Annotated in this window: 22 protein-coding genes; 16 read left to right on the plus strand and 6 right to left on the minus strand. The window is 76.4% G+C overall.

Going from position 1 to position 24283, the window contains the following annotated elements:
• Window positions 1–2131 precede the first annotated feature (2131 nt).
• The 14 genes from AC1VL8_RS12430 to AC1VL8_RS12495 all read left to right on the plus strand — a co-directional run bounded on the left by AC1VL8_RS12430 (window position 2132) and on the right by AC1VL8_RS12495 (window position 17473).
• Window positions 2132–3079, plus strand: a complete 948-nt coding sequence (locus tag AC1VL8_RS12430; RefSeq protein WP_483075362.1) for a hypothetical protein — start codon at window positions 2132–2134, stop codon at window positions 3077–3079.
• Window positions 3076–4128, plus strand: a complete 1053-nt coding sequence (locus AC1VL8_RS12435) for an HAD-IIA family hydrolase (protein ID WP_483075363.1) — start codon at window positions 3076–3078, stop codon at window positions 4126–4128. Before AC1VL8_RS12430 ends, AC1VL8_RS12435 begins: the two co-directional genes overlap by 4 nt.
• Window positions 4129–4253: 125 nt before the next feature.
• Window positions 4254–4397, plus strand: coding sequence for a hypothetical protein (locus AC1VL8_RS12440; protein WP_389227902.1), 144 nt, complete (start codon window positions 4254–4256; stop codon window positions 4395–4397).
• 5 nt (window positions 4398–4402) lie between these two features.
• Window positions 4403–5215, plus strand: coding sequence for a TlyA family RNA methyltransferase (locus AC1VL8_RS12445; RefSeq protein WP_483075364.1), 813 nt, complete (start codon window positions 4403–4405; stop codon window positions 5213–5215).
• Window positions 5212–6114, plus strand: coding sequence for an NAD kinase (locus tag AC1VL8_RS12450; protein ID WP_389227908.1), 903 nt, complete (start codon window positions 5212–5214; stop codon window positions 6112–6114). Before AC1VL8_RS12445 ends, AC1VL8_RS12450 begins: the two co-directional genes overlap by 4 nt.
• 5 nt (window positions 6115–6119) lie before the next feature.
• Complete coding sequence (recN, locus tag AC1VL8_RS12455) at window positions 6120–7853, plus strand: DNA repair protein RecN (protein ID WP_483075365.1); 1734 nt, start codon at window positions 6120–6122, stop codon at window positions 7851–7853.
• A gap of 6 nt (window positions 7854–7859) precedes the next feature.
• Window positions 7860–9050: a putative cytokinetic ring protein SteA gene (steA, locus tag AC1VL8_RS12460; RefSeq protein WP_389227914.1), complete on the plus strand. Its 1191-nt coding sequence runs from the start codon at window positions 7860–7862 to the stop codon at window positions 9048–9050.
• 76 nt (window positions 9051–9126) lie between these two features.
• Window positions 9127–10206: a copper transporter gene (locus AC1VL8_RS12465; protein ID WP_483075366.1), complete on the plus strand. Its 1080-nt coding sequence runs from the start codon at window positions 9127–9129 to the stop codon at window positions 10204–10206.
• Entirely contained in the window at window positions 10203–11153 is a 951-nt protein-coding gene (locus tag AC1VL8_RS12470) for a hypothetical protein (RefSeq protein WP_483075367.1), read from the plus strand. Before AC1VL8_RS12465 ends, AC1VL8_RS12470 begins: the two co-directional genes overlap by 4 nt.
• The gene (gene murJ, locus AC1VL8_RS12475; RefSeq protein WP_483075368.1) at window positions 11150–12916 is read left to right on the plus strand and encodes a murein biosynthesis integral membrane protein MurJ; all 1767 of its coding nucleotides are present in this window, start codon (window positions 11150–11152) and stop codon (window positions 12914–12916) included. Before AC1VL8_RS12470 ends, murJ begins: the two co-directional genes overlap by 4 nt.
• The gene (locus tag AC1VL8_RS12480; RefSeq protein WP_483075369.1) at window positions 12913–14010 is read left to right on the plus strand and encodes a glycosyltransferase; all 1098 of its coding nucleotides are present in this window, start codon (window positions 12913–12915) and stop codon (window positions 14008–14010) included. The genes murJ and AC1VL8_RS12480 overlap by 4 nt, the downstream gene beginning before the upstream one ends.
• Window positions 14011–14083: 73 nt before the next feature.
• Window positions 14084–15781, plus strand: coding sequence for a CTP synthase (locus AC1VL8_RS12485; protein WP_483075370.1), 1698 nt, complete (start codon window positions 14084–14086; stop codon window positions 15779–15781).
• Window positions 15778–16398, plus strand: a complete 621-nt coding sequence (locus tag AC1VL8_RS12490) for an NUDIX domain-containing protein (RefSeq protein WP_389227934.1) — start codon at window positions 15778–15780, stop codon at window positions 16396–16398. Before AC1VL8_RS12485 ends, AC1VL8_RS12490 begins: the two co-directional genes overlap by 4 nt.
• Before the next feature lie 412 nt (window positions 16399–16810).
• Entirely contained in the window at window positions 16811–17473 is a 663-nt protein-coding gene (locus AC1VL8_RS12495) for a GGDEF domain-containing protein (protein ID WP_483075371.1), read from the plus strand.
• A 40-nt stretch (window positions 17474–17513) separates the two neighbouring features.
• Here AC1VL8_RS12495 and AC1VL8_RS12500 read toward each other — a convergent pair whose 3' ends face one another.
• The 3 genes from AC1VL8_RS12500 to AC1VL8_RS12510 form a co-directional block, all read right to left on the minus strand.
• A complete protein-coding gene (locus tag AC1VL8_RS12500; protein WP_389227940.1) occupies window positions 17514–18320 on the minus strand; it encodes an ABC transporter permease in 807 nt (268 codons plus the stop codon).
• Window positions 18320–19300 (minus strand): ATP-binding cassette domain-containing protein, encoded by a 981-nt coding sequence (locus tag AC1VL8_RS12505; protein ID WP_389227943.1) that lies wholly within the window; start codon window positions 19298–19300, stop codon window positions 18320–18322. The genes AC1VL8_RS12500 and AC1VL8_RS12505 overlap by 1 nt, the downstream gene beginning before the upstream one ends.
• An 88-nt stretch (window positions 19301–19388) precedes the next feature.
• Window positions 19389–19757, minus strand: coding sequence for a DUF4406 domain-containing protein (locus AC1VL8_RS12510; RefSeq protein WP_389227946.1), 369 nt, complete (start codon window positions 19755–19757; stop codon window positions 19389–19391).
• Window positions 19758–19823: 66 nt separating this feature from the next.
• On the opposite strand from AC1VL8_RS12510, the gene AC1VL8_RS12515 reads away from it, so the two are divergent.
• Entirely contained in the window at window positions 19824–20582 is a 759-nt protein-coding gene (locus AC1VL8_RS12515) for a DeoR/GlpR family DNA-binding transcription regulator (protein ID WP_483075372.1), read from the plus strand.
• 24 nt (window positions 20583–20606) lie between these two features.
• Here AC1VL8_RS12515 and AC1VL8_RS12520 read toward each other — a convergent pair whose 3' ends face one another.
• From AC1VL8_RS12520 to AC1VL8_RS12530, 3 genes are all read right to left on the minus strand, one after another.
• Complete coding sequence (locus AC1VL8_RS12520) at window positions 20607–21539, minus strand: COX15/CtaA family protein (RefSeq protein WP_389227952.1); 933 nt, start codon at window positions 21537–21539, stop codon at window positions 20607–20609.
• Window positions 21540–21618: 79 nt separating this feature from the next.
• On the minus strand, window positions 21619–22389 hold the full coding sequence (locus AC1VL8_RS12525) for an ABC transporter permease (RefSeq protein ID WP_483075373.1): 771 nt from the start codon (window positions 22387–22389) through the stop codon (window positions 21619–21621).
• Entirely contained in the window at window positions 22386–23345 is a 960-nt protein-coding gene (locus tag AC1VL8_RS12530; protein ID WP_483075374.1) for an ABC transporter ATP-binding protein, read from the minus strand. The genes AC1VL8_RS12525 and AC1VL8_RS12530 overlap by 4 nt, the downstream gene beginning before the upstream one ends.
• A gap of 141 nt (window positions 23346–23486) precedes the next feature.
• Here AC1VL8_RS12530 and AC1VL8_RS12535 point away from each other — a divergent pair, with 141 nt between their 5' ends.
• Window positions 23487–24248, plus strand: a complete 762-nt coding sequence (locus AC1VL8_RS12535) for a helix-turn-helix transcriptional regulator (RefSeq protein ID WP_483075375.1) — start codon at window positions 23487–23489, stop codon at window positions 24246–24248.
• Window positions 24249–24283 lie beyond the last annotated feature (35 nt).

The following is a 24283-nucleotide window of genomic DNA, read 5'->3' on the forward strand; positions in this document are numbered from 1 at the left end:
CCGCGACCGCCGAGATGACAGCGCTCACCTGCACGCCGACACCCGAGCACACCCGGGCACTGCCATCTCGCCACCCCGGGGCCCGGGCGCCGACGAGAGGTCACGACACGCCGGCCCGCGACTCCGCACACCCGCGCGTCGTGACCACTCGCCACCCGCCACACGCCCACGGGGGCCCGCACGTCCGAGATCGGCCGCACCCGGGGGCGCTCATGCACCCATGCGTCCGCGTCACCGCCACCCGGACAGCAGTCCGCGCCGAGATGACAGAGTGCGCCTGCGCGTCGGCACCCGAGCAGACGCGCAGAGTGGCATCTCGCTGCTCCCGGGCCCAGGCCCCGGGCCCCGACGAGAGGTCACGACACGCCGGCCCGCGACGCCGCGCACTCGCGTGTCGTGACCACTCGCCGGGCTTGTCTCTGGTCAAGCGGTCGCTGGCCGCGCGTGCGAGGGCACGAGGGCCTGAACCGCGGGTCTCGCGCGTGCTCGGGACGTGCGGGCTCCTCGTGGGGTGGCACCGGTCCAGGGCGGCGGGTGGCCCTCGCTAGGACCGCCTCGAGGTGTCTGCGTGGGCTGCGCGGTCCCGAGGTCCGGGCAGGACACCCGGTGACGTTCGTCGCAGCACGTGCGGCGGAGCAGGGCGGATCGAGGCGCCGGTGCGCCTGGGGCGGCTCGGGATGCAGGCGCAGGGGCTCGCGGATGAGACGATGGTCAGTGGTCAAATGACGAGGAGAAGCTGGATATGAGCAGCGACGAGCGCGGGACGCGTTCGGCGGACGACGGTGGCCGTCGAGGCACCGGGGGACGCGACGAGGACCGACGGTCCGGCGGTGTCGGACGGTACGGCGCACGCCCGGCGACGGGTGGTGCCCGACCGGTCCGCGGGCCCAAGGTGGCCGGGTCGCGCGGTCGACCGTCGAGCCGTGACGAGCAGGGTGACCGCAGCGCACGGGGCAGCGCCCCGGCAGCGCGCGCGCCCTACGGGGACCGGGGGGCCCAGCGCCCGGAGCGTAACGCCGAGCGCCCGGGCTTCGGCGGCGCTGGTGCACGACCGGCCGGCGACCGTGCGGGCGGCGGCTACCGGTCCGGCGCAGCTCGCGATGACCGCGGCTCCTCGCGTGGGGACAGCTCGGCTGCACGCGGCGGGTACCCGACCCGTGAGCGCGACGACCGCGGCTCCTCGCGTGGGGACAGCTCGGGCGCGCGCGGCGGGTACGCCGCCCGTGACCGCGACGACCGGCGCGGGCCGCGGGACGACTCGCGCGCGGGTGCGTTCCGTGGCGGGTCCGGCGCGCCGCGCGAGTCCTGGGGCGGGCGCTCGGAGTCCGGTCGTGACGACCGTGGTGGTTTCCGCTCTGGCGGGCGTCCTGACGCGCGTGGGGGCCGACCTGACGACCGCGGCGGGTTCCGTCCCGGGGGTCGTCCGGACGAGCGCGGTGGGTACCGAGCCGGTGGGCGCCCTGACGAGCGTGGGGCTCGTGACGACCGTGGCGGCTTCCGTCCGGGGGCCCGTTCGGATGAGCGCGGCGCGTTCCGTCCTGACGGGCGAGGTGCTCGCGACGACCGTGGCGGGTTCCGCACGGGTGGTCGTCCCGACGAGCGTGGGGGCTTCCGTGCCGGTGGGCGTCCCGACGACCGTGCGGGTCGTGACGACCGGGGTGGCTACCGTGCCGGCGGGCGACCTGACGATCGCGGGGGGCGGCCCGATCGCGCTCAGCGTGAGGACCGTCCGCAGCGTGACGGCTTCCGGGCTCCGCGTGACGGCGGACGCGACGAGCAGCGCGGCGGCTACCGCGGTGCCGACGGGGGTCGTCCCGAGCGGGGCGGTTCCCGTGGGGACCGCCGTGACGGCGACCGCGGCGGGTTCGGGCGTCCCGCCGGCGACGACCGGGCGCGCGGGCCGTGGCAGGACCGTGGACCGCGCCGCGACTCCGGTGACCGTCCGGCGTTCCGGCGCGACGAGCGGTCGGGGGGCTTCTCGGGTGAGCGTTCCGGCGGGTTCCGCGACGACCGCGGTGGGCAGCGGGTCGAGCGGGCGGGCGGGTTCCGCCGTGACGACCGGCCGCGTGACGACCGGCCGCGTGACGACCGCCAGCGCGATGGTCGGCCCCGCGAGGACCGGCCCCGCGAGGTGCGTCCCCGCGACGACCGGCAGCGCGACGCCCGCGGCGGGCAGGACGCCTCGCGTCGGCCCCTGCCGCGTGGTGCCCGGCGCGAGCTGGGCGACGAGCGTCGCGAGAGCCGACCGCCCCAGGAGTTCCGCGACCAGGGTCCGTACATCCCGGAAGACGTCGAGTTCAGCGAGCTCGACCGCGACGTCCGTGCTCGGCTCCGGACGCTGAGCAAGGACAACGCCGGCGTGGTCGGTCGGCACCTGGTGATGGCCGGGCGCCTGCTGGAGGACGAGCCCGAGCTCGCCTACGCGCACGCCCAGGCCGCGGTGCGGCGGGGTGGTCGCGTGGACGTGGTGCGGGAGGCTGCCGGGTTGGCGGCGTACCGCACGGGTCGGTTCGCGGAGGCGCTGCGCGAGCTGCGGACCGTCCGCCGGCTGAACGGCTCGTCGGAGCACCTGGCCGTCATGGCCGACTGCGAGCGCGGTCTCGGCCGGCCGGAGCGGGCGATCGCGCTCGCCGCGTCCGAGGAGGCCGAGGGCATCAGCGCGGAGACGCGCGTCGAGCTCGCGATCGTGGTCAGCGGGGCGCGCCTCGACATGGGCGACCCGGACGCGGCGGTCGCGGTGCTCGCCGGCGTCGCGGACGGTCCCGTGAAGACGGTGCTCGCCGCGCGCGTCGCGCAGGCCCGGTCCGACGCGTTGCGCGCCGCGGGGCGGGTCGACGAGGCCGACGCCGCGGTGGCCGCGGTCCCGCCGGCGCTGCTCGCGCAGGTCGTGGGGCCGGTGGACGACGAGGACGTGGTCGTGTTCGACCTGGCCGACGAGGACGACGCTGACGACCTGGACGAGGGCGACGCGTCGGACCTCGACACCCACGACCCGGTCGAGCCAGCCGACGCCGAGCCCGACGCCGAGCCCGATACCGACGACGCGCCCGCGGGCGCCCAGGACACGGAGGACGAGTGACGGACGCACGACTGCTCGGCAGCGACATCCCGCTGGCCGAGCGCTACGACCTCGCCCTCGTGGACCTGGACGGCGTGGCCTACCGCGGCCACGAGCCGATCGACGGTGCCGCGGCGGGTCTCGCCGGGGCGCGCGCGGCGGGGATGCGGCTGGTGTTCGTCACCAACAACGCGTCGCGGGAGCCGGAGTCGGTCGCGGACCAGCTGACGTCGCTGGACATCCCGACGCAGCCCGCCGACGTGCTCACGGCCGCGCAGGCGGCGGCGGCGCTCCTCGGCACGCGGCTGCAGCCGGGCGCGAAGGTGCTCGTCGTCGGCGGCGCGGGCCTGGTGACGGCGGTGCGGGCCGCGGGGTTCACGGTGGTGACCTCGGCGGACGAGCAGCCGGACGCGGTCGCGCAGGGCTTCTCCCCGGACCTCGGCTGGGCGCAGCTCGCGGAGGCCGCGTACGCGGTCGCGGGTGGCGCGTGGTTCGTGGCGAGCAACCTCGACCAGAGCCTGCCCACGGCCCGGGGGTTCGCTCCGGGCAACGGGGCGCTCGTCGGCACGGTCGTCGCGGCGACCGGGGTGGTGCCGGACAGCGCGGGCAAGCCCGCGTCGACGATGTACGAGATCGCCGTCGAGCGGGCGGGTGCCCGCGAGGCGCTCGTCGTCGGCGACCGGCTGGACACGGACCTCGCGGGGGCGCGCACGGGCGGGTTCGACGGGCTGCACGTCCTGACCGGCGTGAGCACGGCCCGCGACGACGTGCTCGCCGCGCCCGGTCTGCGGCCGCACTACATCGCCGCCGACCTCGGCGGCCTGCTGGTGCCGCACCCGGCCCCGGAGGCCGGCGCGCAGGGCTGGTGGACGTGCGGGTCCGCGGCGGCGCGGGTGTCCGCGGGCCGGCTGGAGCTCGCGGGCCCGGGGCCGACCTCGGTCGACCTGGTCCGTGCGGCGTGCGCGGCGGCGTGGGCGTCGGTGGACGCCGGCGAGGAGCTCGACCCGGCGTCGGTGCCGGACCTGGTCGTCACCGGCGAGGGCGACGCCGTCGGCGGCACGGGCCGGTAACCTGTCCGCCAGCACGGGGGCAGCAGGAGCATCGGGCGGGGTCACGGCGTGGTCGCACGCGTCGTGACCCACCCGCGTCCGAGCACGAGCGGACCGCCGGGTGGCGGTGGAGGGAGCAGGGTGTCGTGGAGCCGACGGGTGACCAGGCGGTCGACCAGACGCTGGTGCGTCTGACGGAGGTCACCGAGCTGGGGCTGCGCGAGCAGCTGGCCGTGTTCGACGCCGTGCACGCGGCCCTGCAGGACCGCCTCGCCGACGCGGAGGGCTGAGGCGCGTGCCGACGCGCGTCGACGCGGCTCTCGTGCGGGACGGCCTGGCGCGGTCCCGCAGGCACGCCGCCGAGCTGGTCGCGGCGGGCCGGGTGACCGTCGAGGGCCGCCCGGTGCGCCGTCCGGCGACACCCGTGGACGAGGGGGACCGGCTGCAGGTCGCACCCGACCCGTCGGACGACGACTGGGCGTCCCGCGCGGCGCACAAGCTCCTGGGTGCGCTCGAGGTGTTCGACGGGGTCCGGGTCGAGGGGCGTGACTGCCTGGACGCCGGCGCCAGCACAGGTGGGTTCACCGACGTGCTGCTGCGGCGGGGTGCCGCGCACGTGGTCGCCGTCGACGTGGGCCACGACCAGATGGTGCAGCGGCTGCGCGACGAACCCCGGGTCGAGGTCCGCGAGGGCGTGAACGTGCGGCACCTGGCGGCGGGCGACGTGGACCCGGCGCCGGGTCTGGTGGTCGCGGACCTGTCGTTCATCTCGCTCACGCTGGTGGTGCCGGCGCTGGCCGCCGTGGCCGCGCCGGACGCGGACCTGGTCCTCATGGTCAAGCCGCAGTTCGAGGTCGGCCGGGAGCGGCTGGGCTCGACCGGGGTGGTGCGGTCGGTGGAGCAGCGGCAGGAGGCGGTGCTCGGGGTCGCGACCGTCGCGCAGCAGCACGGGCTGGTGGTCGTCGGCGTGGCGCGCAGCCCGTTGCCGGGTCCGACCGGCAACGTGGAGTACTTCCTGTGGCTGCGCCGCGGGACACCCGCCGCCGGCGACGACCTCGTCGCCCGGGTACGGGCAGCGGTCACCGACGTGGAGGGTGCAGGCAGATGAGCAGCAGGCGGGTCCTGGTCGTCACGCACAGCGGACGGGCCGAGGCGGTGACGGCGGCCGAGGAGGCCGTGGCGGCGCTGACCGCGGCGGGCTTCACGCCGGTGCTCGCGGGCGAGGACGTCCCCGGCATGGCGTTCCACGACATCGAGCTCGCGATGATCCTGGGTGGCGACGGGACGATCCTGCGCGCCGCCGAGCTGGCGCGCGGCGCGGGGGTTCCGCTGCTGGGGATCAACCTCGGGCACGTGGGGTTCCTCGCGGAGAGCGAGCGCGACGACATCCACGAGGCGGTGCGCCGGATCGCGGCGGGCGACTACACGGTCGAGGAGCGCACGACCCTCCAGGTCCAGGTCCAGGTGCCCGGGCGGCGCGACCCGCTGACGGGCTGGGCGCTGAACGAGGCGGCGCTGGAGAAGGCCGAGCCGGCGAAGATGGTCGAGGTGGTCATCGAGGTCGACGACCGGCCGCTGTCGAGCTTCGGCTGCGACGGGGTCGTGCTGGCGACGTCCACGGGCTCGACCGCCCACGCGTTCTCGGCGGGCGGGCCGGTGGTGTGGCCGGAGGTCGACAGCCTGATCGTGGTGCCGCTGTCCGCGCACGCGCTGTTCGCCCGGCCGCTGGTGGTGGGTCCGCGCAGCGTGGTGGCCGTCGAGGTGCTGACCCGGTCCCCGTCCGCGGCGATCCTGGTCTGCGACGGCCGGCGGCGGATCGAGGTGCCCGCGGGCTCGCGGGTCGAGGTGCGCCGGTCGCCGGTGCCCGTCAGGCTGGCACGGCTGACCCCGGCGCCGTTCACGGACCGGCTGGTGAACAAGTTCCGGCTGCCCGTGGTGGGCTGGCGGGGCAAGGCGCAGGACAACCGGCTCGGGCGCGAGCCGGTCGACGAGGCGGACGGGAGCTGACGGGCGTGTTCGAGGAGATCACGATCAGCGACCTGGGCGTCATCACCAGCGCGCAGATCCGGCTGCACCCGGGGCTGACGGTGCTGACGGGGGAGACCGGCGCAGGCAAGACGATGGTGCTGACGGGGCTGAACCTGCTGCTCGGCGGCAAGGCGGACCCGGCGACGGTGCGCACCGGCGCGGGCTCGGCGGTCGTCGAGGGCCGCGTGGTGGTGCCGGAGGGCTCGCCGGTGCGGGCGCGGGCGGAGGAGGCGGGCGCGTCGGTCGACGACGACGGCGGGCTCGTGCTGCTGCGGACGGTCGCGGCCGCGACGGACGGGTCACCGGGGCGTTCACGCGCGCACCTGGGCGGGCGGTCGGTGCCGCAGGCGGTGCTCGGGGACCTCGCCGAGCAGCTCATCACCGTGCACGGCCAGCAGGACCAGGCGCGGCTCCGGTCGCCCGCGCACCAGCGCGAGGCCCTGGACGAGTTCGCCGGTGCGGCGCACGCCGGGCTGCTCGCGGAGTACCGCGACGCCTGGGGCGAGCGCGCCCGGCTGCAGGCGACCATCGACGACCTGACGGCGCGCCGGCAGGACCTGGCCCGTGAGGCCGAGCTGCTGCGCCTCGGGCTGGCCGAGGTCGAGCGGGTAGACCCGCAGCCGGGGGAGGACGTCGAGCTCGGCCGGGAGATCGAGCGGCTGGAGCACGCGGAGGACCTGCGGTCGGCGGCGTCGGGGGCGCACACCGCGCTGGTCGGCGACGAGGACGCGGTCGACGACACGGCGAGCGCGGCGGGCGCGGTGGAGCACGCCCGACGGCTGCTGGACCAGGGCGGCGCGCACGACCCGCGGCTCGCCGAGCTGCGGGACCGGGTCGCGGAGGCGGGGTTCCTGCTCGCGGACGCGGCGCTGGAGCTGTCGTCGTACCTCCAGGACCTGCAGGCCGACCCGCTGCGGCTCGACGCCGCCCAGACGCGCCGCGCGGAGCTGGTCTCGCTGACCCGCTCGTACGGCGAGGACGTCGAGGCGGTGCTCCGCTGGGCCGACGCGAGCGGCCGCCGGCTGCTGGACATCGGCGACGGGGACGGCAAGGTCGGGGCCCTGACCGCGGAGCGGGAGGCCCTCGACGCGCGCCTGGCCGACCTGGCGGCGCGGATCGGCGCGACCCGCCGGGAGGCCGGGGCGCGCCTGGCGGAGACGGTGTCGGCGGAGCTCGCCGGGCTGGCGATGGCGGGCGCGCGGCTCGAGGTCCGCGTCGAGCCTGCGGCCGAGCTGGGCCCGCACGGTGGAGATCTCGTGGAGATGCTCCTGCGCCCGCACGCCGAGGCGCCGGCCCGCCCGCTGGGCAAGGGCGCGTCGGGCGGCGAGCTGTCGCGGGTGATGCTGGCGCTCGAGGTGGCCCTCGCGACGTCCCCGGACCAGGGCGAGCACCGGCCCGGGACGTTCGTGTTCGACGAGGTCGACGCGGGCGTGGGCGGGCGCGCCGCGACGGAGGTCGGGCGCCGTCTGGCCGCGCTGGCACGGGGTTCGCAGGTCCTGGTGGTCACGCACCTCGCGCAGGTCGCGGCGTTCGGGGACCGGCACCTGGTCGTGACGAAGTCCCGGGACGCCGACACCATCACCGCGTCGGGCGTCCGGGAGGTCACGGGGGAGGACCGGGTGCGCGAGCTCGCCCGGATGCTGTCGGGTCAGGAGGAATCCGGTGCGGCGCGCGCGCACGCCGCGGAGCTTCTGGAGCTGGGAAGCGTGGCACGATGAACACCGATGAAACTCCTGCCCTCGCGTAGACGCTCCGCCGCGCCCCACGGGGGCGAGCTCGTCGGCCCCGCCCGGGTCGACCCCCGGACCAAGACGCTGACCAAGCGGCTGCGGCCCGGTGAGATCGCCGTGATCGACCACGTCGACATCGACCGGGTCTCGGCCGAGGCGCTCGTCGCCCGCCGACCCGCCGCGGTGCTCAACGCCGCCCGCTCGACGTCGGGCCGCTACCCGAACCTCGGCCCGGACATCCTCGTGACCGCGGGCATCCCGCTGATCGACGACCTCGGGCCCGACGTGATGACGATCCGCGAGGGCCGGACCCTGCGCATCGAGGGCGGCGCCGTGCACGACGGCGACCGGCTCGTCGCCGAGGGCGTCGTCCAGACCGTCGAGACCGTGGCGACCGACCAGGCCGCCGCGCGCGAGGGCCTGTCGGTCCAGCTGGAGTCGTTCGCGGCCAACACGATGGACTACCTGCGCCGGGAGCGCGACCTGCTGCTCGACGGCGTGGGCGTCCCGGACATCACGACGCAGATCGACGGCCGCCAGGTCCTCATCGTGGTGCGCGGGTACCACTACAAGGAGGACCTGGTCACGCTGCGGTCGTACATCCGCGAGTACCGGCCGGTGCTCGTCGGGGTGGACGGCGGCGCGGACGCGATCCTCGAGGCCGGCTGGACGCCGGACATGATCGTCGGCGACATGGACTCCGTGTCCGACCGCGCGCTGCGCTGCGGCGCCGAGATCGTCGTGCACGCCTACCGCGACGGGCGCGCGCCCGGCCTGGCCCGCGTGGACCAGCTCGGGGTGCCGCACATCGTGTTCCCCGCGACGGGCACCAGCGAGGACGTCGCGATGCTGCTCGCGGACGACAAGGGCGCCGAGCTCATCGTCGCCCTCGGCACGCACGCCACCCTCGTCGAGTTCCTGGACAAGGGCCGCGCGGGCATGGCCAGCACGTTCCTCACCCGGCTGCGCGTCGGCAGCAAGCTCGTGGACGCCAAGGGCGTGTCGCGGCTCTACCGGAACCGGATCTCCAACCTCCAGCTGACGCTGCTGGTCCTCGCGGGTCTGCTCGCCCTGGGGGTCGCGCTCGCGTCGACCACCGCCGGGCAGACGCTGATCGGGCTGACCGGCGCGCGCTGGGACGACTTCGCCTCCTGGCTGGGGTCGCTGTTCGGCGGGACGCCGTGACGTCCGCGGCCGTGCCGCCCCGACCCGCCCCTGACCGTGCCGCCCTCGCGTCGGCACCCGATCGAGAGTCCGCACAGTGATCGACTTCCGTTACCACCTCGTCTCCCTCATCTCGGTGTTCCTGGCGCTGGCCGTCGGCATCGCGCTCGGCGCCGGCCCGCTGAAGGAGACGATCGGCGACACGCTCACCGGTCAGGTCGACCAGCTGCGGGCCGAGAAGGACGCGCTGCGCACCGACCTGGACACCCAGGCCTCCGAGCTCGCGGCGAGCAACGCGTACATCGCCGCGGCCGGGGCCGAGCTCGTGGACGGCACCCTGTCCGACCGCCGCGTGGCCGTCGTGTCGCTGGGCGCCGTGGACGGCGACGCGCTGACCGCGGTCGAGAGCCAGCTCACCGACGCCGGTGCCACGGTCAGCGCGCACGTCACGCTGGACGAGGCGTGGACGTCGACGGACCTGCGGACGTTCCGTCAGGCGCTGTCCGGCAGCATCCTGTCCTACCTGGACCCGCAGCCCGCGGACGACGCCTCCGTCGACACCTCGCTCGCCGAGGCGCTGGTGCAGGGCCTGACGGGCGCCGACCCCGCGCAGCCCGACCGGCTCAGCAGCGCGGCCGGCACGCTGCTGGAGCTGCTGACCTCGGGCGACAGCCCGCTCGTGACGTTCGGCGAGGAGATCACCGCGCCCGCCGACGCCGTCGTGCTCGTGGCGCCGACCGTCGCGCCGGACGCCGTGGCCACCGACGCCACCGCGGACGCCGACGAGCTGCAGGCCGTCCTGGACGCGCAGATCGCCCTGGCCCGCGTCGCGCAGAGCCGGTCCGAGGGCGCGGTGGTCGTCGACGGCCCCGCGACCGAGGGCACGCTCGTCGCCGCGATCCGCGCCGACGAGGACGCGGCGGCCGCGGTCACCACCGTCAGCGGCGCCGACGCGATCGCCGGCCAGGTGTCGGTCCCCCTCGCGCTGAACGCGCGGATCGGCGGCACCAACGGCCACTACGGCTACGGCGAGGACCTCACCACGCTGCCGACCACCACGACGTTGCCGCCCGTGGACCGCACGCCCGCCTCGACCGGCGACGTGGTGGACCCGAGCACCGACGGCACCGTGGACGGCGCCGCCGGTGACGGGGGCGAGGCCGGGGCCGAGGGATGAGCGTCGGACGTCGCGTCGCCGCCGCGGTCACCGCGCGGCTGACCACCACGGTCGTGCGCGGTCTGCTCGACGACGAGCCCCCGGGTGGCGCGCGCCTCTGGGAGCGCACGAACCACCGGGGCGAGCCGGTCAGCATGCTCGGCGGCCCGGCCGTGGCCGCGGGCGTGCTCGCCGGCGGCCTCGTGGGGTCGCCCTCGGGCCGGGACGCCGCCGCGCTGGCGGTGGCGACCACGTCGGCCACCGCGTTCGGGCTGGTCGACGACCTGACCGAGGACCGCGAGGGCACCGTGCGCAAGGGCCTGCGCGGCCACCTCGGTGCGCTGGCCCGCGGCGAGGTCACGACCGGCGGGCTGAAGGTGCTGGGCATCGGCGCGGGCGCGCTCGTCGCCGCCGCGCTGAGCCGGCCGCACGACCGGTTGCCGGCCGGTCGGGGCGGCGCCGCCCTCGTGCGGCTCGCCGACGTCGCGGCGGACGGTGCGCTGGTCGCCGCGTCCGCGAACCTGGTGAACCTGCTCGACCTGCGGCCCGGGCGCGCGCTGAAGGCCGCGGCCCTCGCCGCCGCCCCCGCGGGCGTGCTCGGCGGCCGCGGCGGCGGGACCGCGGCCGCGGTGCTCGGCGCCGTCGTGGCGGAGCTGCCCGACGACCTGGCGGAGCGCGACATGCTCGGCGACTCCGGGGCGAACGCCGTCGGCGCGGTGCTCGGCACCGTCGCCGTGCAGGCGTGCCCGCGGCCGGTGCGGCTCGCGCTGCTGGCCGGCGTCGTGGCGCTGACCGTGGCGTCGGAGAAGGTCAGCTTCACCGCGGTCATCGCGCGTACCCCGGTGCTGCGGGAGATCGACGCGTGGGGCCGCCGCCCGGCGCACGTCCCGCCCGGGCCCGCGGCGGACCGCGACCCGGACCCCGACGCCGACCCAGGGCCGGGCGCGGCCGAGGTGCCCGCGCGGTGAGCCGCCGGGGCGTCCTGTCCGGTCTGGCGGGCGCCGCCGCCCTCATCGCCGTGGTGACGGTCGTCAGCCGGCTGCTCGGCTTCGGCCGCACGCTGGTCTTCACCAACGCGGTCGGCGTCACCACCGTCGGCGACGCGTACAACTGGGCGAACACCCTGCCGAACGTGCTGTTCGAGGTGGCCGCGGGCGGCGCGCTGGCGGGGGCGCTGATCCCGGTGATCGCCGGGCCGATCGCGCGGGGGATGCGCGAGGACGTGTCCCGGATCGCGTCGGCGATGCTCGGCTGGACGCTCGCCGGGCTGACGCTGATCGCGGTCGTGCTGGCCGCCGCCGCCGAGCCGCTCGCCGTGCTCGCCCGGGCGGACTCCGCGGCCGAGCGGGACCTGATCGTGTTCTTCGTCCGCGTGTTCGCGGTCCAGCTGCCGCTGTACGGCCTGGCCGTGGTGCTGTCGGGCGTGCTCCAGGCGCAGCGCCGGTTCTTCTGGCCCGCGTTCGCCCCGGTGCTGTCCAGCCTCGTCGTGATCGCCACCTACGCCGGGTACGGCCGCCTGCTGGGCGACGCACCGGACGCGGGGGCAGGGGCGCTGCTGCCCCCCGGGGCCGCCGCCCTGCTGGCCTGGGGCACGACCGCCGGGGTCGCGGCGATGGGCCTCCCGCTGCTGGTCCCGGTGCACCGGTCCGGCGTCCGGCTGCGGCCCGCGTGGCGGTTCCCGCCCGGCGTGGCGGCGCGGGCCCGCGGCCTCGCGCTCGCCGGCATCGGCGCGCTGGTCGCGCAGCAGCTCGCGGTGCTCGTGACGATCACCCTGGCGCGCACCTACGGCGGCAAGGGCACGCTGACCGCGTGGCAGACCCTGGTCCAGCCCACGTACCTGCTGCCGTACGCGGTGCTCGCCGTGCCGCTCGCGACCAGCACGTTCCCGCGGCTCGCGGCGGCGGCGCAGCGCGACGGCCGCGCCGGGTACGCACCGCTCGCCGCGGTCACCACCCGCGCGGTCCTGGTCGCGGGGGCGGTCGGCGCGGCGATGCTCGCGGCCGTCGCGCCCGCCGCGACCACGGTGTTCCGCCTGATCGGTCGCGGCGACACCGAGGTCATCGACGCCGTCGCGCCGGCGCTGACGCTGGTCGCCCCCGGGCTGCTGGGCTTCGGGCTGGTGTTCCACGTCTCGCGCGCGCTCTACGCCCTCGAGCGCGGCCGCCTCGCCGTGCTCGCGGCGAGCGCCGGCTGGGTGACGGTCGTGGCGGCGTCCTGGACGGCGTGCGCGGTGCTCGTGCCGGGGGCCGACGACGGCGGGGCGACGCTGCGCGCGCTCGCGATCGGCAACACGGTCGGCATGCTCGTCGCGGGGGTCGCGCTGGTGCTGGTGCTGCGGTCCGCCGCCGGGCGGGAGTCCGTCGCCGGGCTGCCGCGCACGCTCGCGGTGGTGCTCGTGGCCGGCGGGCTCGCCGCCGTCGCCGGCCGGTGGACCGTCGACGCCGTGCAGGCGCTGACCGACGGCATCGCCGGTGCCGTCGCGGCGGCCGCGGGCGGTGCCGCACTGGTGGTGGCGGTCGTGGTGGCGCTCGTCGCGCTGCTCGACCGCTCTACGGTGACCGGGCTGCTGCGGCGCGGGGGACCGGCCCCGGGCACGCCGGCGGTCGGGACCCCGGCCGCGGGGATCCCGGCCCCCGACGCCGCGGTACCAGGCACGGACCCGGGCCCCGCCGCACCGCCCGCCACCCCGCTCGCCGCCCCCGACCGACCCCGCCAGGAGGACGACCGATGACCGGACGACGCGTGCTGCAGGTGCTCGGCTCCAGCGCGGGCGGCGTCGCCCGGCACGTGGAGCAGGTCGCCGCTGCCCTGGCCGCCGCGGGGGACCGGGTCGTCGTCGCCGGCCCGTCCGGGCTCGCGGACGTCGTCGCGCCGGGCCGTGGCGTGCCGGACGGGGTGCGGTTCGCGCCGGTGGAGATCGCCGACCGGCCGCACGCGTCCGACCTGCGGGCGGTCGCCCGGATCGCCGCGCTCGCGCGGGACGCCGACGCCGTGCACGCCCACGGACTGCGGGCGGGGGCGTTGACGGTGCTCGCGGTGCGGTCCCGGCCCGGTCGTCGGGCGCGGGTCGTCGTGACGCTGCACAACCTGCCCGTCGGGGGGCGCGCGATCCGCGCGGTCTCGGCGGTGCTCGGCCGGGTGGTCGCGCGCGGCGCCGACGTGGTGCTCGGCGTGTCCGGGGACCTGGTCGCCCTCGCGGCGGCGCAGGGCGCCCGGGTGGCCGAGCGCGCGCTGGTGCCCGCGCCGGGTCGCCCGGCGTCGGCGGCCGACCCCGCCGCGACGCGGGCCGCCCTCGGGCTCGCGGCCGACGCGGACCTGGTGGTGACCGTCGCCCGGCTGGCGCCGCAGAAGGGCCTGGACACGCTCGTGGCCGCCGCGGCGCGTGCGGCCCGGGACCGGCCCGCGCTGGTCTGGCTGGTCGCGGGGGACGGGCCGCTGCACGACGAGCTCGCGGCGCGTGTCGCCGAGGCGGGGGCGCCGGTGCGGCTGCTGGGTCGCCGCGCCGACGTGGCGGACCTGATGGCCGCGGCCGACGTCGTGGCCTCCGCCGCGGTGTGGGAGGGGCAGCCGCTGGCCGTGCAGGAGGCGCTGGCGCTCGGTGCGGCCGTCGTGGCGACCGACGCCGGTGGGACCCGCGAGGTGACCGCGGAGGCGGCGGTGCTGGTGCCGGTCGGGGACGCGGACGCCCTGGGGACCGCGGTCGCGGGGGTGCTGGCCGACGACGCCCGGCGCGCGGACCTGCGGGCGGCCGCGCGGGTGCGGGCGGCGGAGCTGCCGACGCTGCCCGACGTCCTGGACCAGCTCCGGGTGGTCTACACCGCCTGACCGGAGCGCGGGCGCAGGCGTGTCCGCGCGGAGGTGACGCACACCGGCTCCGCGTCCGGTACAGTGGAAGCCCGTGGCAGAGCGCGCAAATCGACTCTCCGGGCGGTCGGATTCCACGACCCGGCACATCTTCGTCACGGGAGGCGTCGCCTCCTCACTGGGCAAGGGCCTGACCGCCTCCAGCCTGGGACGACTCCTGCGGTCCCGCGGTCTGCGGGTGACCATGCAGAAGCTCGACCCCTACCTCAATGTCGACCCCGGCACGATGAACCCGTTCCAGCACGGTGAGGTCTTCGTCACCGAGGACGGCGCCGAGACCGACCTGGACGTGGGGCACTACGAGCGGTTCCTCGACGTCGACCTGGTCGGCTCCGCGAACGTGACGACCGGTCAGGTCTACTCGCACGTCATCGCGAAGGAGCGGCGCGGCGAGTACCTCGGCGACACGGTGCAGGTGATCCCGCACATCACCGACGAGATCAAGTCCCGCATGCGGTCGCAGGCGGCCGACGACGTCGACATCATCATCACCGAGATCGGCGGCACGGTCGGCGACATCGAGTCGCAGCCGTTCCTCGAGGCGGCCCGCCAGGTCCGTCACGAGCTGGGCCGCGACAACGTGTTCTTCCTGCACGTGTCGCTGGTGCCGTACATCGGCCCGTCCGGTGAGCTCAAGACCAAGCCGACCCAGCACTCCGTCGCCGCGCTGCGCAGCATCGGCATCCAGCCCGACGCCATCGTGCTGCGCTCGGACCGCGAGATCCCGGCGTCCATCAAGTCGAAGATCGCGCTGATGTGCGACGTCGACACCCAGGGCGTCATCTCCTGCATCGACGCGCCGTCGATCTACGACATCCCCCGCGTCATCCACGCCGAGGGCCTGGACGCGTACGTCGTGCAGCGCCTCGGCCTGCAGTTCCGCGACGTGGACTGGAGCGGCTGGGACGACCTGCTGCAGCGCGTGCACCAGCCCGCGCACCACGTCGAGGTCGCCCTGGTCGGCAAGTACATCGACCTGCCCGACGCCTACCTGTCGGTGACCGAGGCGCTGCGCGCCGGCGGGTTCCACAACGACGCGAAGGTGAAGATCCGCTGGGTGCCGTCCGACGAGTGCCAGACCCCCGAGGGCGCGAAGCGCGCGCTCGGCGGGGTCGACGCCGTGCTCGTGCCCGGTGGCTTCGGCGTGCGCGGCATCGAGGGCAAGCTCGGCGCCCTGCGCTGGGCGCGCGAGTCGAAGGTGCCGACGCTCGGCATCTGCCTCGGCCTGCAGACCATGGTCATCGAGTACGCCCGCAACGTGCTCGGCCTGGACGGGGCGTCCTCCTCGGAGTTCGACACCGACCCGGCGCACCCCGTCGTCGCGACGATGGCCGAGCAGCTGGCGATCGTCGGCGGCGAGGGCGACCTCGGCGGCACGATGCGGCTCGGCTCGTACGAGGCGGTGCTGACCGAGGGCTCGGTCGCCGCCGAGGCGTACGGGTCGACCCGGGTCACCGAGCGGCACCGGCACCGGTACGAGGTGAACAACGCCTACCGCGAGCAGCTCGAGGCCGCCGGCCTGGTGATCTCGGGCGTCTCGCCCGACTCGTCGCTGGTGGAGTTCGTCGAGCTGCCGCGCGACGTGCACCCGTACTACGTCTCCACGCAGGCGCACCCGGAGTTCAAGTCCCGTCCGACCCGCGCCCACCCGCTGTTCGCCGGCCTGATCGCCGCGGCGCTCGCCGCACGGTCCGCCGCGCCGGCGCGGTCGGGCGCGAAGGCGAAGGCGTGACCGACGCGGGGCAGACGCCGCGGGGCGGGCCGGTCGACCGGCCCGCCCCGCGGCCCGTCCTGGCGCACACCGACCTGCACCACGGCAAGATCTGGGACCTCGTCTCGGAGACCGTCGACCTGGGCGAGTCGCAGGTGGTCCGCGAGTTCGTCGACCACCCCGGCGCGGTCGCGGTGCTCGTGCTCGACGCCCAGGACCGCGTGCTGCTCCTGCAGCAGTACCGGCACCCGGTGCGGCGCGAGCTCTGGGAGCCGCCCGCCGGGCTGCGGGACGTCGACGGCGAGCCGCCGTACCTCACCGCGGCCCGCGAGCTCGCCGAGGAGGCCGACCTGCGCGCGGCCACCTGGCACCTGCTCGCCGAGTTCCACACCTCGCCCGGCGGCTCGGACGAGGAGATCCTCGTCTACCTCGCGCGCGACGTGGTCGAGGTCCCCGAGGCCGAGCGGTTCGCCCGCGAGGACGAGGAGGCCACGATGGTCCCGCTGTGGGTGCCGCTGGACGAGGCGGTCGAGGCCGTCCTCGCCGGGCAGCTGCACAGCCCGAGCGCGGTGGTCGGGATCCTGGCCGCCGCCGCCGCACGGGACCGCGGCTGGCGGACGCTGCGCCCCGTCGACTGACGCGCACGTCACCGCACAGCGCCGCACGCGCACCGCGCACCGGACGCCGCGGGTAGCCCGAACGGGCGACCCGCGGCGTCGTGGCGTCAGCACGGCCCCCGACCGGCCGATGGACGGGACGTGAGCGCGCGCCCGACGTCCGGCGGCGCCGGTGCGCGCCTGCTGCTCGGTGCGACCCACTCCGCGGCGGCGCTGGCGCTGTGCGCGGTGCTCTGCCTGATGAGCGCGGTGTGGCCGCCGTCGCGGGTCGCCCTGGTCGGGGTCTGGTACGGCGCGGCGGCGGTCCTGGCGCTGCTCGCCGGGGGTGTGCTGCTCGTCAGGCACCGGCCGTGGGCGTCGCTGGTCGCGCTCGTCGTCGCGGTGCTGGTCGGCGGCGTGCTGGTCGCGAGCTTGCCGGACCGAGGTCGGGGTGGTGACGACGAGCCTCGGCCTGGTCGTCGCGGGTCAGGCGGCGGCGCTGCTGGGCGGCTACCGGACGGTGCGGCGGGCGCTGGCCCTGGTGCTGGTCACACTCGCGGCCGGGATGCTCGCCTCGCCGGTGCCGTTCCACCCGCTGTCGTGGCTGGTGCTGGCGGCGACGACGGTCGCGATGAGCTCGCTGGTGACGTACCTGGTCACCCGGCTGCGGGTGATCGCGACGACCGACGACCTCACCGGCGCCCTCGGGCGGACCGCGTTCGAGGAGGAGGTGGGTCGGGTGGTCCGGGACGCGGCCCGGCACGGCCGTCCGGCGAGCGTGGTGTGCCTGGACGTCGACGACTTCAAGCGCGTGAACGACACGCGCGGGCACCAGGCCGGTGACACGGTGCTGGTGTCGTTGGTGGCGGGCTGGCGCGCCGGGCTGGACCGCCACGACGCGATCGGGCGGCTCGGCGGGGACGAGTTCGTGGTGGTGCTCGCGGGCCGGGACGCGGCGGCGGCCGAGGACTGGGTGCGCGACGCGGGGGAGCGGCGACGGGCCGACGACCCCACCTGGTCCCACGGGACGGCGCAGGCGCAGGGCGACGAGCCCGTGCGCGACCTGCTGGCGCGCGCGGACGCGGCGATGTACGCCCGGAAGCGGCAGCGCGCCTGAGCCCGGGGGCCTGAGCCCGGGGCCCGCGGCCGCGCGCTGGTCAGCGGCTGGTCGACACCCGGTACTGCGCGTTCGCCAGCGGGACGAACACCAGCAGGATCACCGCCGACCAGATCAGCGTGTACAGCTCGGGGTGCAGCAGGGGCCAGGCGGTCGGCTCGGGGGTGCCCGGCGGGATGTTGCCGAACAGCTCGCGCGCGGCCTGGGTCACCGACGACACGGGGTTCCACTCGGCGAAGGTCTGCAGCGGCCCGGGCAGCGTCTCGAGCGGCACGAACGTGTTGGCGACGAACGTCAGCGGGAAGATGATGACGAACGAGGCGTTGTTCACGACCTCCGGGCTGGGCACGAGCATCCCGACCCAGGCCATGATCCAGCTGATCGCGTAGGCGAACACGAGCAGCAGCCCGACCCCGGCGAGCGCGTCGAGCCAGGACGACCGGATCCGCCACCCGACCACCAGGCCGGTCAGACCCATGACGACGAGCACGATGACGTTGTTGATCACGTCGGAGAAGGTGCGCCCGGTCAGCACCGCCGACGGTGCCATCGGCAGCGACCGGAACCGGTCGAGGATGCCCTTCTTGAGGTCCTCGGCGAGCGCGGCGCCCGTCACCGTCGAGCCGAAGATGACCGTCTGCGCGAAGATCCCCGCGATGAGGAACTCCCGGTAGGCGGCGCCCCCGCCCTCGGTGTCGATCGCCCCGCCGAACACGTACGAGAACAGCAGCACGAACATGATCGGCGAGAGCGTGGTGAAGACCAGGAGGTCGGGGACCCGCTTGATCTTGATGATGTTCCGCTTCGCGACCACCGCCGCGTCCGCGAGCACGTACGGGACGGCCATCACGCACCTCCTGCGTCGCCGCGGCCGGGCTCGTCACCCGGGTCCGTGGCCTTGCCGGTCAGGGACAGGAACACGTCGTCGAGGGTGGGGCGGCGCAGGCCGACGTCCTCGAGCCGGACGGCCTGGTCGTCGAGGCGGCGCAGCGCCTCGCTGAGCACCTCGGGGCCGCCGGAGACGGGCATGACGAACGAGCGCCGGCCCTCGTCCACGGTCGCGCGGGCCACGCCGAGCGGCTCGAGCGCCGCACCGACGAGCGCCAGCTGCGCGGCGTCCGCGACGGTGAGCTCCAGCCGCTCGCCGCCGACCTGCCGCTTGAGCTCGTCGGCGGTGCCCTGCGCGATGATCCTGCCGTGGTCGATGACGACGATCTCGTCGGCGAGGACGTCGGCCTCCTCGAGGTACTGCGTCGTGAGCAGCAGGGTGGTCCCGCCTGCCACCAGGGTCTGGATGACCTCCCACATGTCGGTGCGGCCGCGGGGGTCGAGGCCGGTGGTCGGCTCGTCGAGGAAGATCACCGGCGGGTCCGCCACCAGCGCCCCGGCGAGGTCGAGCCGGCGCCGCATCCCGCCCGAGTAGGTGCGGGTGGGGCGGTCGGCCGCGTCCTCGAGCCGGAACGCGGCGAGCAGCTCGCGCGCCCGCTCCCGGGAGCGTCGGGCGCCGAGGTGGTAGAGCCGGCCGATCATGTCGAGGTTCTCGTACCCGGACAGGTACTCGTCGACGGCCGCGTACTGGCCCGACAGGCCGATCCGGCGCCGGACCTCGGCGGGGCGGGCGAGGACGTCCACCCCCATGACGTGCGCGCTCCCGGCGTCCGGCCGCAGCAGGGTGGTCAGGACGCGCACGATGGTGGTCTTGCCGGCCCCGTTGGGGCCGAGCAGACCGAGCACCGTGCCGGACGGCACGGTGAGGTCGACGCCGTCGAGGGCGGTGACGCCCTTGTAGCGCTTCACGAGCCCGCGGGCCTCGATCGCCTGTTCCATGGGGACGAGCGTAGATGTGACCTGCGACACAGACGAGGGTCCGGGAGTCGTGCCCGCGGAGGCGCAGGTCAGCGCATGCCGTCGGGCGTCAGGCGGTGGCGTGCGGGATCTCGTCCACCGAGGTGTAGACGGGGATGCCGCGGCGCCGCGCGATCGCGACGTCGTTGTCCGCGCCCTGCGACGCGCCGGGCAGCCGGAGCACCGCGTCGCAGTGCTCGAGCAGGCGCTCGGCGGTCGGGTAGAGGACGTCGGCGGCGCGCGGGTCGGTCGGTCCGTCGGCGCCCATGCTGGAGAGCACGGGCAGGGCCACCCACTCGCCGATCATGGGCACGTGCCCGCGCTGGAACACGGGCCAGGCGGCCTCCTCCAGCCGGCGGAGGTTCGCGGCCATCCTCGCGGGGTCGCCGTCGGTGCCCGACTGGTAGGGGCCGGCGATCAGGATCATCTGTGCGGTCATGGTGCCGACAGTAACGTGCAGAACTGTGCAACACTAGGGATCAACATAAATGAGCGAGGAGGCGCCATGCTGCCGGCACAACGACGGGACGAGCTGCTGCGGGTGCTCGGCACCGAGGGGCGGGTGGTGGCCAAGGACGTCGCCGACCGGCTCGGCCTGTCCGAGGACACCGTCCGTCGCGACCTGCGCGACCTCGCCGCCGCGGGGCTCTGCCAGCGGGTCTACGGCGGCGCGCTGCCCGTCTCGCCGGCCGTCGCGGACTACGCCGTCCGCCAGGGGGTCGCCGTCGAGAACAAGGACCGCGTCGCCCGCACCGCCGCGCGGCTGATCCGCCCCGGCAGCACCGCGATCCTGGACGGCGGCACCACCGCGCTCGCGGTCGCCCGCGCCCTGCCGGCCGACCTGCGCGCCACCGTCGTCACGCACAGCCCGACGGTCGCCGCCGCCCTCGCCGAGCACCCGACGGTCGAGGTGCTGGTGCTCGGCGGCCGGCTGTTCAAGCACTCGGTGGTCACGTCCGGGGCGCTGCTGGCCGAGGCCGCCGCGGGGATCGTCGCCGACGTGTTCCTGCTCGGCGTCACCGGCGTGCACGCCGAGGCGGGCCTGACCACGGGCGACGCCGAGGAGGCCGCGACCAAGCGCACGCTGGCGGCCCGCGCGGGCGACACCTACGTGCTGGCGAGCGCGGAGAAGATCGGTGCGGCGTCGCCGTTCCGCGTGCTGCCGCTCGGCGAGGTGACCGGGATCGTCACGGACGCGCCGCTGGACGGCCCGGCCGCGCGGGCGCTGCTCGATGCGGGGGCGCCGCTGGTCGCGGCGTCGTAGGCGAGTCGTCCGGCGGGGCGGGCGTCAGGCCCGCGTGCGGAACGTCAGCAGGTACCGCGTCGTCCCCGCCGCGAGCAGGGCCGCGCCCAGCATGTGCAGCAGCACCATGAGGACCGGCAGGTCGGTCGCCACCTGCACGTAGCCGATCGCCCCCTGCAGCAGCACCAGGACGACCATCACCCAGCCGCGGCGACGCAGCACCGCGGGCCCGCGGCGGTTCAGCCACAGCAGCACCGCCAGCACGCCGAGGAACAGCCAGACCGACGCGGCGTGCGCGCGGGCCATCAGGTACGGGTCGACGGTGAACCGGTAGCCGACCTCCTCGTCGCCCGAGTGCGGGCCGGCGCCGGTGGTGATCGCGCCGAGCACGAGGACGACGGTCAGCAGGACCGCGAGCACGGGCACCAGGCGGCGCGCGGCGGGCCCGACGACCGGCACGCGCGGTCCGTCGCCCTCGCGGCTGCGGTGCACCAGCAGCGTCGAGGCCACCACCAGGAGCATCGAGACCAGCAGGTGCAGGCTCACCCAGGCGGGGTGCAGGTGCAGCAGCACGATGACGCCGCCGATGAGCGCCTGGGCGGCGACGCCGACCAGCGGGGCCGCGCCGAGCCAGCGGTAGGACCGCGTGCGGGTCCGGTCGGTGACGACGACGAGCAGCGTGGCCAGCGCGAGCACGCCGAGCACGCCGGTGAGGGTGCGGTTCCCGAACTCGACGAGCGGGTGGTACGTCATCGCCTCGTGGAACCGCGGGGTGAACTCGCCGGGCTCGCACTGCGGCCAGGTCGAGCAGCCGAGGCCGGAGCCCGTGAGCCGCACGGCGCCGCCGGTGACGATGATCCCGATCTGGCCGACCAGGTTCGCGACCAGCACCGGGTAGGCGAACCGGTCGCGCCAGGCGGCGAGCCGGTCCCTCGTGGACGGGGGTGCGGGGGCGTCGGCGACCTCGGAACGGCTCACGGATCCAGCCTACGGGCCGCCGCGCGCCGCTCGTGACGCCGCGCACGAGGCGTTCATCACCCGGCCGGCGCAGTGGCCGTCAGCTCCAGCGGAACCAGCGGCGGACGGCGGCGCCGAGGACCAGCGTCCACGCCGCCAGCGCACCGAGGTGCGCCGCGGGGAACGCGCCGTCGACCAGCGCGCCGCGCAGGGCCTCGCCGAGGGCGCCCGGCGGCAGCCACTGCGCGACCGACGCCCACCAGCCCGGCAGGTCGGCGACGGGGAGCACGACGCCGCCGACGACCGCCAGCACCACGAGCAGCAGGTTCGCGACCGCCAGCACGGCCTCGGCGCGCAGCGTCCCGGCGAGCAGCAGCGCGAGCGCCGTGAACGCCGCGACGCCGAGCAGCAGCGCGAGGGCGGCGGGTGCGAGCCCGGCCGCGGCGGGCCGCCAGCCGACCGCCAGCGCCACCGCGCCGACGACGACCACCTGGAGCGCCGCGACGACGAGCACCGCGAGGGCCTTGCCGGCGAGCAGCCCGCCCCGGCCGAGCGGCGTGGTGGCGAGCAGCCGCAGCACCCCGTTGCGGCGGTCGAACGCGGTCGCGATGGCCTGCGAGGTCATCGACCCGGCCATGACGGCGAGACCGAGGACGCCGGGGGTGACGACGTCGATCCGCGCGGCGCCGCCGGTGCCGACGTCGACGAACGACGACCGGCCGAGGGCGATCAGCGCGACCACGGGGATGACGAGCGTGACGAGCAGCTGCTCGCCGTTGCGCAGGACCGCGAGGGTCTCGAACCGCGCCTGGGCGCGCACCCGGCGGGCGGTGGGCGCGGCCCGGTCGGGGGCGTGCGCGGGCGCGGTCATCGCAGGTTCCGTCCGGTCAGGTCGAGGAACACGTCCTCGAGGGTGCGCACGCCCACGTCGACCCGGGCGAGCAGGACGTCGCGGTCCGCGCACCAGGTGGCGAGCGCGGCGACGAGCGCGGGGGTGGCGGGGGCGTCGACGGCGTAGGCGCCGGGCCCGGTCTCGCGGACGGCCGTCGCGGCGGGCTCGCCGGCCGGGGTCAGCGCCCGCGCCAGGTCGTCGACCGGCAGCCCGGGGCCGGCGCGGAACGTCAGCGCGGGCCCGGTGCCGTCGTGCGTCCCGGCGAGCAGCTCCGGCACGGTGCCGCGGGCGATGACCCGGCCGTGGTCGACCACGGCGACGTCGTCCGCCAGCGCCTCGGCCTCGTCCATCAGGTGCGTGGTGAGCAGCACGGCGACGCCGTCGGCGCGCAGCTCCTCGACCAGCGACCACACGGCGCGGCGCGCCTGCGGGTCGAGGCCGGCGGACGGCTCGTCCAGGAACACCACGTCGGGGCGGCCGACGACGGCGGTCGCGAGGGCGAGCCGCTGCTTCTGCCCGCCGGACAGCCGGCGGACCGTGGTCCGCGCGAACGGGTGCAGGCCCAGCCGGTCGGCGAGCTCGTCGACGTCGCGGGGGCGGGCGTACATCCGGGCGACGTGCCGCAGCACCCCGAGCGCGGGGACGCCGGTCGGCAGGCCGCCGTCCTGCAGCATCACGCCGACGCGGGGCCGGAGCGCCGCCGCGTCGGCGACGGGGTCGAGCCCCAGGACGCGCACGGTGCCGCCGTCGGGGGACCGCAGCCCCTCGCAGCACTCGACGGTCGTGGTCTTGCCCGCGCCGTTCGGTCCGAGCACCGCCGTCACCCGCCCGGGGGAGGCGTGCAGGTCGAGCCCGTCGACGACGGCGCGGCCGTCGTACCGCTTCACGAGCCCGCGGACCTCGACGGCCGGCGGGGAGGAGGTCTGGCCGAGCACCCCGCGAGTGTAGGGGCCGCGCCGTCGGGTGAGGCGAACCTTGCTTGCCAGGACTTATTTCGGCAACAAGGATGTTGCCGATATCGGGAGCTCCGTCACGGACCCGTCCCGCAGCCGCGCAGCAGCGAACCGGAGGTGTGCATGAGCCCGACGACGCCCGCACCCGAGGCGCCCGCCGCGTCGCGCGACGGCGACTGTCCCCCCGAGGTCGCCCCGGTCCGCCCGGCCGACGTCGACGCGGACGCCGGCACCCGCCGCCGCGTCCTCGACATCGTCGCCGCCGACGGCCCGGTCTCCGCGGCCGAGCTCGCCGCCGACCTCGACCTGACCGCCGCCGCGATCCGCCGCCACCTCGCGGTGCTCGAGGGCGAGCAGCAGATCGCCGTGCACGACGGCGGACCCGTCGGTCCGGCCCGCCGCGGGCGCCCGGCCAAGCGCTACGTGGTCACGGCCGCCGGCCAGGCCGCGCTGTCCCAGCAGTACTCCGAGCTCGCCTCGCAGGCGCTGCGGTTCGTCGCGGAGATCGGCGGCGCCGACGCGGTCCGCAGCTTCGCCGAGCGCCGGGTCCGCGAGCTCGAGGTCCGGCACGCCGACGCGCTCGCCGAGGCCGGCGCCGACACCGCCAGCCGCGTGCGGGTCCTCGCCGAGGGCCTGGCCCTCGAGGGCTTCGCCGCGACCGCCCGCCCGGTGCCCGGCACCGCGGCCATCCAGCTGTGCCAGGGGCACTGCCCCGTGCAGGACGTCGCGAGCGAGTTCCCCGAGCTCTGCGAGGCCGAGGCCCACGCCTTCTCCCGGATGCTGGGCGTGCACGTCCAGCGCCTCGCGACGCTGGCCGGCGGCGGCCACGTCTGCACCACGAACATCCCGATCGTGCCGGTCCGCCGGCCGACCGACCGAACCTGACCGAGCCCCCGACCCCCCGTGCTCCCGCGGAAGGA

The organism is Cellulomonas sp. KU4C (genome assembly GCF_056868065.1).

Excerpts from the sequence above, each read along its gene's own strand:
- AC1VL8_RS12450 (WP_389227908.1), top strand. The coding sequence starts at position 5,212 with ATGAGCAGCAGGCGGGTCCTGGTCGTCACGCACAGCGGACGGGCCGAG.
- steA (WP_389227914.1), top strand. The coding sequence starts at position 7,860 with ATGAAACTCCTGCCCTCGCGTAGACGCTCCGCCGCGCCCCACGGGGGC.
- AC1VL8_RS12470 (WP_483075367.1), top strand. The coding sequence starts at position 10,203 with ATGAGCGTCGGACGTCGCGTCGCCGCCGCGGTCACCGCGCGGCTGACC.
- AC1VL8_RS12480 (WP_483075369.1), top strand. The coding sequence starts at position 12,913 with ATGACCGGACGACGCGTGCTGCAGGTGCTCGGCTCCAGCGCGGGCGGC.
- AC1VL8_RS12500 (WP_389227940.1), bottom strand. The coding sequence starts at position 18,320 with ATGGCCGTCCCGTACGTGCTCGCGGACGCGGCGGTGGTCGCGAAGCGG.
- AC1VL8_RS12505 (WP_389227943.1), bottom strand. The coding sequence starts at position 19,300 with ATGGAACAGGCGATCGAGGCCCGCGGGCTCGTGAAGCGCTACAAGGGC.
- AC1VL8_RS12510 (WP_389227946.1), bottom strand. The coding sequence starts at position 19,757 with ATGACCGCACAGATGATCCTGATCGCCGGCCCCTACCAGTCGGGCACC.
- AC1VL8_RS12515 (WP_483075372.1), top strand. The coding sequence starts at position 19,824 with ATGCTGCCGGCACAACGACGGGACGAGCTGCTGCGGGTGCTCGGCACC.
- AC1VL8_RS12525 (WP_483075373.1), bottom strand. The coding sequence starts at position 22,389 with ATGACCGCGCCCGCGCACGCCCCCGACCGGGCCGCGCCCACCGCCCGC.
- AC1VL8_RS12535 (WP_483075375.1), top strand. The coding sequence starts at position 23,487 with ATGAGCCCGACGACGCCCGCACCCGAGGCGCCCGCCGCGTCGCGCGAC.